General features: G+C 70.0%; 12 protein-coding genes. 7 read left to right on the top strand and 5 right to left on the bottom strand.

Annotated features, from left to right (window positions below):
* Positions 1-159 precede the first annotated feature (159 nt).
* The 3 genes from VI123_RS10640 (at position 160) to VI123_RS10630 (ending at position 2,551) form a co-directional block, all read left to right on the top strand.
* The gene (locus VI123_RS10640; RefSeq protein WP_336338021.1) at positions 160-2,076 is read left to right on the top strand and encodes a beta-CASP ribonuclease aCPSF1; all 1,917 of its coding nucleotides are present in this window, start codon (positions 160-162) and stop codon (positions 2,074-2,076) included.
* 63 nt (positions 2,077-2,139) lie between these two features.
* Positions 2,140-2,295 (top strand): hypothetical protein, encoded by a 156-nt coding sequence (locus VI123_RS10635; protein ID WP_336338020.1) that lies wholly within the window; start codon positions 2,140-2,142, stop codon positions 2,293-2,295.
* A gap of 10 nt (positions 2,296-2,305) precedes the next feature.
* Entirely contained in the window at positions 2,306-2,551 is a 246-nt protein-coding gene (locus tag VI123_RS10630; RefSeq protein ID WP_336338019.1) for a DUF7861 family protein, read from the top strand.
* A 57-nt stretch (positions 2,552-2,608) separates the two neighbouring features.
* Here the strand turns inward: VI123_RS10630 and VI123_RS10625 are convergent, their stop codons facing one another.
* The 4 genes from VI123_RS10625 to pdhA all read right to left on the bottom strand — a co-directional run bounded on the left by VI123_RS10625 (position 2,609) and on the right by pdhA (position 6,526).
* Positions 2,609-3,163: a hypothetical protein gene (locus tag VI123_RS10625; protein ID WP_336338018.1), complete on the bottom strand. Its 555-nt coding sequence runs from the start codon at positions 3,161-3,163 to the stop codon at positions 2,609-2,611.
* The gene (locus tag VI123_RS10620; RefSeq protein WP_336338017.1) at positions 3,160-4,485 is read right to left on the bottom strand and encodes a divalent metal cation transporter; all 1,326 of its coding nucleotides are present in this window, start codon (positions 4,483-4,485) and stop codon (positions 3,160-3,162) included. Before VI123_RS10620 ends, VI123_RS10625 begins: the two co-directional genes overlap by 4 nt.
* 163 nt (positions 4,486-4,648) lie before the next feature.
* On the bottom strand, positions 4,649-5,371 hold the full coding sequence (locus VI123_RS10615) for a hypothetical protein (RefSeq protein WP_336338016.1): 723 nt from the start codon (positions 5,369-5,371) through the stop codon (positions 4,649-4,651).
* Positions 5,372-5,413: 42 nt separating this feature from the next.
* The gene (pdhA, locus tag VI123_RS10610; protein WP_336338015.1) at positions 5,414-6,526 is read right to left on the bottom strand and encodes a pyruvate dehydrogenase (acetyl-transferring) E1 component subunit alpha; all 1,113 of its coding nucleotides are present in this window, start codon (positions 6,524-6,526) and stop codon (positions 5,414-5,416) included.
* A gap of 93 nt (positions 6,527-6,619) precedes the next feature.
* Between pdhA and VI123_RS10605 the strand changes: the two genes are divergently transcribed.
* The 4 genes from VI123_RS10605 to VI123_RS10590 are packed head-to-tail and all read left to right on the top strand — an operon-like array spanning position 6,620 to position 11,866.
* Complete coding sequence (locus VI123_RS10605) at positions 6,620-7,732, top strand: thiamine ABC transporter substrate-binding protein (protein ID WP_336338014.1); 1,113 nt, start codon at positions 6,620-6,622, stop codon at positions 7,730-7,732.
* 8 nt (positions 7,733-7,740) lie between these two features.
* Entirely contained in the window at positions 7,741-9,576 is a 1,836-nt protein-coding gene (locus tag VI123_RS10600; RefSeq protein WP_407066995.1) for an ABC transporter permease, read from the top strand.
* On the top strand, positions 9,557-10,687 hold the full coding sequence (locus tag VI123_RS10595; protein WP_407066994.1) for an ABC transporter ATP-binding protein: 1,131 nt from the start codon (positions 9,557-9,559) through the stop codon (positions 10,685-10,687). Before VI123_RS10600 ends, VI123_RS10595 begins: the two co-directional genes overlap by 20 nt.
* Before the next feature lie 42 nt (positions 10,688-10,729).
* Positions 10,730-11,866, top strand: a complete 1,137-nt coding sequence (locus tag VI123_RS10590) for a CapA family protein (RefSeq protein ID WP_407066993.1) — start codon at positions 10,730-10,732, stop codon at positions 11,864-11,866.
* A 9-nt stretch (positions 11,867-11,875) separates the two neighbouring features.
* On the opposite strand, the gene VI123_RS10585 is transcribed toward VI123_RS10590, so the two are convergent.
* A complete protein-coding gene (locus tag VI123_RS10585; RefSeq protein ID WP_336338011.1) occupies positions 11,876-12,256 on the bottom strand; it encodes a DUF7344 domain-containing protein in 381 nt (126 codons plus the stop codon).
* Positions 12,257-12,324 lie beyond the last annotated feature (68 nt).

The raw sequence follows: 12,324 nt of genomic DNA, 5'->3' as shown, positions 1-12,324 counted from the left end.
ATACTGAGAAATAGAGGACGGTTTTCCGGACATCTCTCCACGTCCGGAGGCAACTCACCGATAACTGATGACTTTGTTAGAGAGCGTACATCCCGCGGCACCAGGTCGGCCCCCAGCAGCCGTGGTCGGCCCCGCCGGGAGGACACCCCGTTTTGAGCTATGAGCACTGTAGACAAGCAACTCGAAGACGTGAAGGCAACGATTGACGAGGAAGTCCCGCCCCGCATCTCGGTCACGGACGTCACCTACGAGGGACCGGAACTCGTCATATACACGCGGGACCCGAAGGAGTTCGCCGCGAACAGCGACCTCGTTCGCCGGCTCGCGTCGAAACTCCGCAAGCGCATCACGGTCCGTCCGGACCCCGACGTGCTGTCCCCGCCGGAAGAGGCCGAGGCGGCGATTCGGGACATCATCCCGGAGGAAGCCGGCGTCGTGGACCTGAACTTCCACACCGACACCGGCGAGGTCGTCGTCCAGGCACAGCGCCCCGGCGTCGCCATCGGGCGGCGCGGGTCCACCCTGCGCGACATCACCCGCGAGGTCGGCTGGACGCCCGAGGTCGTCCGGACGCCGCCCATCGAGTCCTCGACGGTCGAGAACGTCCGGAACTTCCTCAAACAGGAGCGCGAGGACCGCCGGGACATCCTCGAACGGGTCGGCAGGCAGATACACCGCGACCCGATGTCCGACGACGAGTACGTCCGCATCACCACGCTGGGTTGCTGTCGGGAGGTCGGCCGCGCTGCCTTCATCCTCTCGACGCCGGACACGCGGATTCTCGTCGACTGTGGCAACAAGCCCGGCTCGAACGGCGAACAGCCGTACCTGGACATCCCCGAGGCGTTCGGTGCCGGGACCAACGGCATCGACGCCGTCGTCCTGACCCACGCCCACCTGGACCACTCCGCGCTGGTCCCCCTGCTGTTCGAGTACGGCTACGACGGCCCAATCTACTGCACGGAACCGACGCGGGACCTGATGGGCCTGCTGACGCTCGATTACCTCGATACGGCGGCGGACGACGGCCGGACCCCGCCGTACGACTCCGAGATGGTCCGCGAGGCCATCAAACACACCATCCCGCTGGAGTACGGTGACGTGACCGACATCGCGCCGGACATCAAACTGACGCTGCACAACGCCGGCCACATCCTCGGCTCCTCGGTGTGTCACTTCCACGTCGGCGACGGCCTGTACAACGTCGCCTTCTCCGGTGACATCCACTACGACGACACGCGGCTGTTCGACGGCGCTGTCAACGACTTCCCCCGCGTGGAGACGCTCGTGCTGGAGTCGACCTACGGCGGCCGCAACGACTACCAGACCGACCAGGAGGACTCGGAGCGAAAGCTCAAGCAAATCGTCCAGAACGCCGCCGACCGCGGTGGAACGGTCCTCATCCCGACCTTCGCCGTCGGGCGGTCACAGGAACTCCTCCTCGTCCTCGAAGAGGCGATGCGAAAGGGCGACATCCCGGAGATACCGGTCTACCTCGACGGGATGATATGGGAGGCGACGGCCGTACACACGACCTATCCCGAGTACCTCCGGGACGACCTGCAGGACCGCATCTTCGACGAGGACAAAAATCCGTTCCTCGCCGACCAGTTCACCCACGTCGAGGGCGGCGACGAGGAGCGGCGGGACATCGCCGACGGCGACGCCTGCATCGTCCTCTCGACCTCCGGGATGCTCACCGGCGGGCCGGTGCTGTCCTGGCTCGAACACCTGGCTCCGGACCCGGACTCGACGCTCACCTTCGTCGGCTACCAGGCACAGGGGACGCTCGGCAACCGGGTCCAGCGCGGCGTCGACGAGGTGCCCGTCGGCGGCAGCGGACGCAGCGAGACGGTCCCGCTGGAGATGACCGTCGAGACGGTCGACGGCTTCTCCGGGCACGCCGACCGCCAGGGGCTGGAGAACTTCGTGAAGACGATGAACCCCCGGCCCGAGAAAATCCTCTGTGTCCACGGCGACGAGTCGGCGACGCAGGACCTCTCCTCGTCGCTGTACCACGACCAGAACATCCGGACCTTCGCGCCGGAGAACCTCGAAACGTTCCGCTTTCGCTGAGCGACGCCGTTCTCGCCCGCGACCGGACGAACCTCTATACCACAGGCGGGCGAACCACCGGACATGGACTTCACGAAGTTCCTCGACGAACTCGAACCGGTCGGGATGGTGCTCACCGGACTCGTGCTGTTTATCATTCCAGAGCCTGCGACTTCGACGCTCGGCGTCGGGCTGATGGTGCTGGGCGGCGCGTGGTGGTTCTACGAGTGGAACCGGTGAAGCCGGCCCGATGGACCACGACCGCATTCACGCACGGGAGCCGTCACACCACCGCGACCGCTGGACGGTCGGCACGGTCACCGGGCTGACGGAGCGGGACGGCCACTGCGTCGTCACCGTCGAAGACGAGTCCGGCGAGCAGAGCGAACTCGTCGTCACCGTGGCTATCCGGGACCTGTTCGTCAGTCGGCTCGACATCGACGACGGCGAGAGCCCCGTCGGCGAGCGCGTCTGGTTCCGGAAACGCGGCGGGTAACGGCCGGTCGGCGCGGCGAACCGGGACGAAATCCCGGCGGGCGCTCTGTCCCGCTCGCTACGACAGGTCGACGGTCCGGTCGGCCCAGTGCCGGAGCCGGTCGAGCGCGTCCCGCTCGGCCCGCGAGACCGGGTCGTCGACGCCCAGTTCGTCGCTGTCGAAGGCGTTGAGGACGGCCACGTCCGCCCCGTCGCAGTACGCGGTGAGCCGGTCGACCGCGGCGGCGGTGTGCTGGAACGGAATCGTCGCGTCGTTGACGAACACCGCTCGCGGGGCCGCCGGGAGCGCGTCCAGCTGTCGCTCGGCACGCCGGGCGTTCTCCCGAGCGAGCGCGACCGCCCCGTCAGCCGTCTCGCTCTCGGCTCGGGGGGCGCTGGCGTCGATACGGCCGACCCAGACCGACTCCGGCACGGTGGTGAATCGGTCGAGGCGGCCGCCGAGGACGGTCCCGTCCCGTTCGAGTTCGGGCGCGAAGTCGAGGACGACGACGCCGTCGGGCCCCTCGCGGTCGAGCCAGGCGTCGAGGGCGGCGGCGGTCGTCCGCGTCTTCCCGGCGTTCGACCGGCCGACGACTAGCGTCGACCCCGAGAGCGGGACCTCGACGCCGGTCACGCGAGGAGTTCCTCCCGCAGGAACTTCCCGCCGAGGCCGGCCATGGCGAGCCCGAGCGCGACGGCGAAGGCCAGCACGAACCCGGACAGCGGGCCGACGCCGCCGCCGAGCTGTTCGACGACGAAGTTCGCGGCCAGGCCGCCCGAGACCGCGAGGAGGGCCAGCCCGCCGACGTTGGCCAGCGTCGAGTTCGGTTCCGGGACCGCATCGGAGTTCAGGAGATAGAGGACGACGGCGATGACGAAGGGCGTGCCGACGGTCCCGAGCGCGAGCACGAGGACGAGCTGGCCGAGCACGTTCCCGCCGATGAACGCCCCCGGCGCGGACAGCAGCGCGACGGCGACGAGCAGCCCGCGGTAGCGACCGTCCTCGATGGTGGTGCCCCAGCCGAGCTTATCGGCCAGCAGGAACGGCGGGACGATGGTGTTGCCCCCGAGCGTCGAGACGGCAGCGCCCCACAGACCGAGCAGGAACAGCCAGCGGGCGCTGTCGCCGACCAGGGGACCGAGCGCCTCCGCAGCGCCGACCGTCGTGAGGTCCCCGGAGGTGAGCACGCTCGCCGTCACCAGAAAGATGGCGAGGCTGTAGACGCCGAAGGCCACGAGCATCGATGCGCCCACGTCGACCGTCGCGAGGTCGTAGTCGTCGCGAGTCCAGCCCCGTGCCCGCATCGTGTAGGAGTGCATCGTGATGAGCGTGATGTGGACCGCGCCGCCGAGGATGCCGGCCGCGACCAGCGCGCTCCCGGATGGAACGGACGGAACGAGGCCGCTCACCGCCGCGCCGGCGTCGATGGGCACGACGAACAGACTGGCGACGAACGCGACGACCACGAGCAGGACGAGGACTTTCGCGCCCAGTTCCAGAAAGCGGTAGCCGCCGCCGGCCAGCCCCGCGGCCAGCAGGAGCGCCCAGGCGACGCCCCAGACCCGCGCGTCGATACCGGTCACCGTCGCCGAGACAGTGGCGACGGTCTTCATGATGACTAACTGCGCGACGCCGGCGGCAAGTACTGCGTCGCCGACGAGCAGCCACGCCCAGGCGTCGCCGAGGTGGTCCTCCACGACGCCGACGATGCCCCGCTCGGTCAGCAGTCCCAACCGCATGGCGAGGTACTGGGCCAGCGCCCCCGCCCCCGCGGAGAGGACGACGACCCACAGGAGGCTGTAGCCGAACGCGCCGCCCGCGGTGACGAGGCTGGCAATCGTCGCCGGGCCGGCGGCGATTGCCCCCGCAATCCAGGACGGCCCCATCGCCTCGACGTAGTCACCCACGGTACCCCTGCTGACGGCCGAACTGTCGACGGTTTCGGTCCGACTCATACCTCCGGTTTGGGAGATGCCCCCTCAAAACACTGCCGACATATCGTTCGGTGGTATTCTGTAGTAATCCGGCTGCAGTATGGCGGTTAGCCGGGACAGCAGGATACGCGACCGACACACCGGCCGCTCGGCGAGAGACGGTGTCGAAAGCGGGACCGGCCAGTCAGAGGTCGACGGTTCCGAGGTCCGATTCCAGGTCCTCGACGTGGTCGTTGTACGCGGCCACGAAGGCCGCGAACTGCGGGGCGTACTCGCGGATGTCGGCCGCCGAGGGCGGTTCGTACTGCGAGAGGAGGTAGAGCCCGCTGCTGCCGCCGACCCGGAGATACGACGCCCCGTCCGTGTCCCACTTCAGCTCCCAGCGCGTGCCCCCGATTCGGCTGGTAAAGGTCCCGTAGTCGCCGCCCTCGTAGCGCTGGAGTTCCCGGGCGATTCGGTCACAGACGTCGCGGATGCGCCCGAGGACGCGGTCGCGCTCGACCACGACGCCGTCGGTGGTGGCGATGTCGGGAAAGTCGGTCGACACGTCGTCGAGGACGCCGTCGAGCGAGGCGACGTAGTCGTTGAACCCCTCGACGAAGGCGTCGTAGTCGGCGAGCGCGTCGGCCAGCGGTTCCGGCTCGGGCGGCTGTTTCGTCGAGATGACGTAGGTGTCCGAGCCCCGCGAGGGCGAGAACCGGAGGTACTCCAGGTCGCCGCCCTCGTATTTCACGGTCCACTCGCCGCGGTCGGTCTCGATGTCCGCCTGCCCGTAGTCGCCGCCCTCCAGCCGAGCGAGCTGGTAGGCGACCTGGCCGGCGTGGTCGCGGACCGCCGCGACCAGTTCGTCGCGCTGCTGTGCAACGGCCGTCGCGTCGGCGGGGTCGACCGGTGGCCACTCTGTCACAGTAGACGGAAACGACGGGATAGCAATAACAGGCTCGGTCAGCTACTCGGACTCCAGCAGGGCGTCGTCGCCGTGGCGCTCGCGGAGCGCCTCGAAGTACTCTCGCTGGTCGTCGATGTTCGGCGTCGACGCCGCGTACACGTCGGCGAAGAGGTCCGTCGGGTCCGCCGCGTGGGCCTCGGCGGTGTCGATAATCTCGCCGAGGCGCTCGTCGATGGTGTCGTCCATCACGTCGAGTTTCCCGTCGTCCAGCAGATTGCAGTTCCGGAGGAACGCCTCCATACGGGCTAGTGGGTCCCGCTCGCGCCACTCCTCGACCTCAGCGTCGTCGCGGTACACGTCCGGGTCGTCGGCGGTCGTGTGCGCGCCGAAGCGGTACTGCACCGCCTCGACGAAGACAGGCTCGGCCTCGCTTCCGTCGGCCCCCACGGCCCGCTCACGGGCGGCCTCGGTGACGGTGTAGGTCGCCAGCGGGTCCATGCCGTCGACCTGGACGCCGTCGAAGCCGTAGGCGTCGGCCTTCTGTGCCAGCGTCTGACTGGCGGTCTGGCGCTCCCGCGGCACGGAGATGGCCCACTGGTTGTTGTTGCAGAAGAACACCGTCGGCGTCTCGAACACGCCGGCGAAGTTCATCGCCTCGTGGAAGTCCCCCTCGCTCGTGGCCCCGTCGCCGAAGTGGACGACGCCGACCCGCTCGTCGCCCTTGCCCTTTGCCGCCCACGACCACCCGACCGCGTGGGGAAGGTGCGCGCCGATGGAGATGTTCAGCGGGAACACGTTCACGTCGCCGATGGCCGCGTTGCCCGCCTCGTGGCCCATCCAGTAGAGGACGTACTCCCAGGGGAGCCCCCGGGCGACGAGCGTGCCGTGTTCCCGGTACTGGTAGAAGATAGTGTCCGCATCGGCCAGCGCGTAGGTCGACCCGACCTGGGCACCTTCCTGGCCGGCCAGCGACGAGTAGGTGCCGAGCCGGCCCTGCCGCTGGAGGCTTATCATCCGCTCGTCGAACCGGCGGGCGAAGCGCATGTCGCGGTACATCGACACCAGCGCTTCGTCGGAGAGGTCCGGCATGAGGTCGGGCGCGACGATTTCGCCGTCCGCATCCAGCGCTTGGATGCGGTCGTCGGGAGCCCGATTGAGAACGTCGCGGGACATTTCGTACCACCACGCTCGGAGCGGACGAGCAAAAAGCTGTGTCCGGTAGCGGGAACAGCGGGGTTAAGTACCACTGGGTGTGACCACGGAGTAATGGATAGACGTTCGTTCCTGACAGCGGCCGGCGCGGCGGCATCGCTCTCCGTCGCAGGCTGTGCCGGACTGGGCGGCGGTGGCGATGGGTCGAGCACGGACGAGTCGACGCCCGCCGGGACGACAACGGGCGACGCCGACGGGTCCGAGGAGACGCTCGTCGTCGGGACCTACAGCGCGTTCATCGACTCGCCGTCGACGAGTCCGGGCGCGTGGGTGAAACAGCGCTTCGAGGAGGAGTTCGACGCCCGACTGGTCTGGCAGACGCCGAGCAACGAACTCAACCACTACATCGAGCGCCGCAACGCCGGCGTCGACATCGAGGCGGACATGTACCTCGGCCTGAACACCGACCACCTCGTCCGGGTCGACGAGACGCTCGACGACGGGCTGTTCGCCGACGTCGGCGACGTAGCCGGGCGAGACGACATCAAGCCGGGCCTGCAGTTCGACCCCGACGGCCGGGCGATTCCCTACGACACCGGCTACATCAGCCTGGTGTTCGACGGCACGGCGACCACCGCGCCGGAGACGTTCGAGGGCCTGCTGGCCGAGGAGCACGCCGGCGACCTCATCACGCAGAACCCAGCCAGTTCCGCGACCGGACGGGCGTTCCTGCTGCACACAATCAAGCAGTTCGGCCCCGACGGCTACCTGGACTACTGGAGCGACCTGCAGGACAACGACGTCCGGGTCCTCGGGTCGTGGAGCGACGCCTACAGCGCCTGGTCGGGCGGCGAGGCCCCGATGGTCGTCTCCTACTCCACCGACCAGGTGTTCGCCGACCAGAACGACGCCGACCTGTCGGAACACCAGATTCGCTTCCTGAACGACCAGGGCTACGCCAACCCCGAGGGGATGGCGGTGTTCGACGGAGCGGACACGCCCACCCTCGCCCGTGAGTTCATGGGCTTCCTGTTGCGTCCGGATATTCAGGGCGAAATCGCCGTCCGGAACGTCCAGTTCCCGGCGACCGAGTCCGCCGAACTCCCCGCGGACTACGCCGAACTCGCACAGGAGCCCCCGGAGCCGGTCACTTTCGGCTACGACGAACTCAGAGGCTCGGTCTCGGGCTGGATATCCGACTGGGAACGGCAGTTCGCCTCGAACTGACCGCGACCGTGGCCCGAGATTCCGACGGTGGCGGGGACGACGAGGCCGGCGGTAGTGGCCACGGCGGGCGACGCCGCGCGGTTCGCGACAGCGTCGAACGCCATGCGCTGCTGGCGCTCGCGGCGGCGACGGTCGCCCTGCTGCTGGGCATCTTCTACTACCCGGTGGCGACGGTGTTCGTCGACAGCGTGCTCGTAGACGGCCGCCTGACCGCGCGGGTGTTCGTCTCGATACTCCGGGACCCGTTCTACCTCGGCGAGCCGGCCCGCCTGCTCGCGGGCGAGCCGATAGCCGCGGTCGTCGAGAGCGCGCTGGCGCCGGACCGCCGGCTCGGTGTCATCGGCTTCACGGCGTACCAGGCGGCGCTGTCGACGGTCGCAAGCGTCGCCCTGGGGCTGCCCGCGGCGTATCTGCTGGCCCGGTTCGAGTTCCCCGGCCGGCGGACGCTCCGGTCACTGACGATTCTCCCCTTCGTCCTCCCGTCCATCATGGTCGCCGTCGGCTTCGTCGCCACGTTCGGACAGCGCGGGACGCTCAACGCCGTCCTCGGCGCGCTCGGTCTCGGGCAGGTCAATCTCCTGTTCACGCTCGAAGCCGTCGTCGTCGCCCACGCCTTCTACAACGCGCCGCTGGTGGCGCGGGTGACGACCGCCGCCTGGGAGTCCGTCGACGCCAGCGCGGTCGAGACGGCCCGGAGCCTCGGCGCGAGCCCGGCCCGGGCGTTCCGCGACGTGGTCGCCCCGCAGCTGTACCCGTCGGTGCTGATGGGGGCGGCGCTGACTTTCGTGTTCACCTTCTCTACCTTCCCCATCGTCCTCGCGCTGGGCGGGTTCCAGCTGGCGACCGTCGAGGTGTTCGTCTACCGGCTCATCCGCGACCTGGAGTACGCCGAGGCGGCCGCGCTCGCCCTGTTGGAGCTCGGCATCTCGCTGGGCCTGCTGTACGCGTACCTCCGCTACGAGGCGCGCCACACCGTCCGGTCGCGGGGGATTCGCCCGCTCCCGCGGCGGCCGCTGACGCCTCCGTCGCTCTCGGTCCGGGAACTGCTTCCCAGAATGGGGCTCGCCGCCTACGCCGCCGTCGCGCTGGCGGTGTTCGTCGCGCCGATAGCGAGCATGGTGCTGGCCAGCCTCAGCGGGCCGGAGGGGCTGACGCTGGCGCACTACCAGTTCCTCATCGACCGCCAGACGACCGGCGCGTCGTTCCAGGTCAAGCCCTGGGACGCGGTCAGGAACTCGCTGCTGTTCGGCGTCGCTTCCCTCGCCGTCGCGCTCCCGATGGGCGTCGTCGTCGCCGTCCTCACGACGCGGGACTACCGCGGCCGGAAGGTCGTCGACGCGGTGGCGATGGCCCCGCTTGCCGTGTCGGGCATCGTCGTCGGCCTGGGCCTGCTTCGGGGCCTCGTCTTCGGCGTCGAGGTCGGCGGGACGCGACTCGCCGTCGGCGGCGGCCTCGCCATCGTCGCCGCCCACGCCGTCGCCGGCTACCCGTTCGTCGTCCGGACGGTCGCGCCCGGACTGGAAGGCATCGACCACACGCTGGTCGAATCCGCCCGCGCGCTCGGCGCGCCGCGCGCCAGGGCGCTCGTGGACGTGGAACTCCCGCTCGTGTGGCCCGCCGTCGTCGCCGGCGCGGCGTTCGCCTTCGCCATCTCCATCGGGGAGTTCTCGGCGACGGTCGTCCTCGCCTCCGGGACGAGCCAGTTCACGATGCCAATCGCAATCGAGCGGTTCATCGGCCGTCGGCTCGGCCCCGCGACGGCCATGGGCGTCGTTTTGCTGGTGGTCACCAGCGCGAGTTTCCTGCTCATCGACCGCCTCGGGGGTGACGACGTTGGCTTCTGAACGCCCGCCGGGCGGCGGTGGCGAGGGCGACCTCGACGGCCCGCCGGCCGTCTCCCTCGACGGCGTCACGCGGCGCTACGGCGAGACGACCGCCGTCTCGGACCTCTCGCTGTCCGTCCGCGAGGGGGAGTTCTTCACGCTGGTCGGTCCCTCCGGCTGTGGCAAGACGACGACGCTCCGGCTCGTCGCCGGCTTCGAGGAGCCGACGGCGGGGACGGTCCGGTTCGGCGGCGAGTCCGTCGCCGGCGTTCCCCCGGAGGACCGCGACGTGGGCGTCGTCTTCCAGAACTACGCCCTGTTCCCGCACATGAGCGTCGGCGAGAACGTTGCGTACGGGCTCCGGTTCACCGACCCGCCCGGCGGCGTCAGCGCCGACGAGCGGGTGGCCGACCTGCTCGACCTGGTGGACCTCGGTGGGATGGGCGACCGCGACCCCGACACCCTCTCGGGCGGCCAGCGCCAGCGGGTGGCGATGGCCCGCGCGCTCGCCCCCGGCCCGGACGTGCTCCTGCTCGACGAGCCGATGAGCGCGCTGGACGCGAAGCTCCGCGAGCGCCTCCGCGTGCAGGTCCGCGAGATCCAGCGGGAACTCGGCATCACGACCGTCTACGTCACCCACGACCAGGAGGAGGCCCTGGCGGTGTCAGACCGCGTGGCCGTGCTCAACGAGGGCCGGGTCGAGCAGGTCGCGCCGCCGCGGACCGTCTACCACCGACCGGCCTCCGAGTTCGTGGCGACGTTCGTCGGCGACAACAACGTCTTCGCCGGCGACGTGACCGCGGTGCGGACCGACGAGGACGGGCGGCGGCTGGCGGACGTGGCCGTCGGTGACGCCGCGTTCGCCGTCGCGCTCGATGCCGACGCGGCCGACGCGTCGGCCACTGTCGGGGACCGGCTCACCGTCTGCGTCCGCCCGGAGCGCCTCGCCGTCGACGCCGGCCGGAACGAACTGACGGCGGACGTGACGAGCGCGGAGTTCCTCGGCGAGACCACGCGCGTCCACCTCGACTGGGCGGGCCGCGAGGTCCTGCTCCGGGCCGAGGACCCGCCCGAGGGGACGGTGACCGTCGGCTTCGACCCCGCCGACGCCCACGTCGTCGACGGGGCGTAGCGGGGCCGAGATTCAAGGTCGGTCCCGCCCTCAGTTCTCCACGTGTCTCCGATGCGACGGCGCGTTCTCGCGGACGCCTCGCGGGCCGGCCTCGCCCTCGCCGGCGTCGGTGGTCTCGCCGGCTGTCTCGGCGGCGCGAGCGAGGTGGCCGTGACGTGTCCGCCGTCGGTCCCCACCGACGAGGCGCTCCGGCTCGGCTTCGTCGGCGACGTGATGCTGGGCCGGAGCGTCGACGAGCGCTGGCGCGACGACCCCGAGGGGCCGACCGCTGTCTGGGGGTCGATGCTCGACCGGCTCCGGTCGCTCGACGGCCTCGTGGCGAACCTCGAGTGCTGCGTCTCGACGCGGGGCGACCCGCGACCGGGCCGAACGTTCCACTTCCGAGCGACCCCCGACTGGGCCGTGCCGGCGCTAGAGCGTGCCGAGGTGACCTGCGCGGGGCTGGCGAACAACCACCTGCTCGATTTCGGACCGGCGGCGCTGACGGACACCACGGCGCACCTCGCGGACGGCGGCGTCGCCGCGGCCGGGGCCGGGTCGGACAGGGAGGCCGCGTTCGAGCCTGCGGTGGTCGAAGTCGGCGAGCTCACTCTCGCCGTCGTCGCCGTCACCGACCAGTCGCCGGGCTACGCCGCCAGTCGGAACCGTCCCGGGACGGCCTACGCGCCGCTGGACCCGAGCCACCCGCTGACTCGGCGGCGTGTCGGCGGAGCACTGGCGGCGGCCCGCGACGCCGACCCGGACCTGCTCGTCGTCACCGCCCACTGGGGGCCGAACTGGGTGACCGAACCGGGCGAGACACAGCGGGCGTTCGCCCGCTGGCTCGTCGACCGCGGGGCCGATGTGGTCCACGGCCACAGCGCCCACGTCCTCCAGGGCGTCGAAGTGTACCGCGGCCGTCCCATCATGTACGACACCGGCAACTTCGTCGACGACTACGCTGTCAAGGAGGGATACCGCAACGACCGGAGTTTCCTGTTCGAACTCCGCGTCGAAGGCGGGCGGCTGGCCGCGCTCGAACTCACGCCGGTCGAGAACGCGTACGCGCAGGTCCGGCGCGCCGACGACGCAGTGGCGGAGTGGCTCCGTGAGACGCTCAGAGCGCGCTCTCGGCCCTTCGGGACGCCGATAGAGCGCGACGGACTCGGGCTTCGGGTGCCGCTGGCGTGTCCGGAGTAGCGACCGCGTTCAGTCCTCGCGGCTCGGTCCAACGGCGTCGAGGTCGAGTATCTTCGAGAGAACCTCGGTCGTGGCGGGCGACAGCGACGCCAGCGCCGCGGTCTGCTCGTCGGCGTCGTAGGAGACGATGCCGGCCTCGTCGAGGGCCGGGAGATGGCGGTGGTGGAGCGCGGTGGGCATGTGGGCGCGGTCGGGAGGGTCGGTGGTCCGACTGCGCGCCCGCGACCACTCCACGACCGCGTCAGCGAGGGGCTCGATTGCAGCCGACTCGTGTTCGTCGAGATAGATATACGTCAGCCGCCTCGGTTCGGCTGCCAGCGCCCGAAGCAGCGTATCGAGTCGCTCGGGAGACAGTCGTACCGTCTCCCCCGGCCGTTCGTACTGGTCCATGTCAGTGATTCGTCCACTCTTGATATTAATATCATCGGCCGATACATAACCACAGATGTGACGGAATC

This window comes from Haloarcula sp. DT43 (assembly GCF_037078405.1).
GTDB classification, from domain to species: domain Archaea; phylum Halobacteriota; class Halobacteria; order Halobacteriales; family Haloarculaceae; genus Haloarcula; species Haloarcula brevis.
This window is presented reverse-complemented; position numbering and strand designations above follow the sequence as displayed.

Bases quoted from the DNA above. Each gene is read 5' to 3' on its own strand.
- VI123_RS10640 (WP_336338021.1), top strand. From the start codon at position 160: ATGAGCACTGTAGACAAGCAACTCGAAGACGTGAAGGCAACGATTGAC.
- VI123_RS10605 (WP_336338014.1), top strand. From the start codon at position 6,620: ATGGATAGACGTTCGTTCCTGACAGCGGCCGGCGCGGCGGCATCGCTC.
- VI123_RS10635 (WP_336338020.1), top strand. From the start codon at position 2,140: ATGGACTTCACGAAGTTCCTCGACGAACTCGAACCGGTCGGGATGGTG.
- VI123_RS10630 (WP_336338019.1), top strand. From the start codon at position 2,306: ATGGACCACGACCGCATTCACGCACGGGAGCCGTCACACCACCGCGAC.
- VI123_RS10620 (WP_336338017.1), bottom strand. From the start codon at position 4,485: ATGAGTCGGACCGAAACCGTCGACAGTTCGGCCGTCAGCAGGGGTACC.
- pdhA (WP_336338015.1), bottom strand. From the start codon at position 6,526: ATGTCCCGCGACGTTCTCAATCGGGCTCCCGACGACCGCATCCAAGCG.
- VI123_RS10585 (WP_336338011.1), bottom strand. From the start codon at position 12,256: ATGGACCAGTACGAACGGCCGGGGGAGACGGTACGACTGTCTCCCGAG.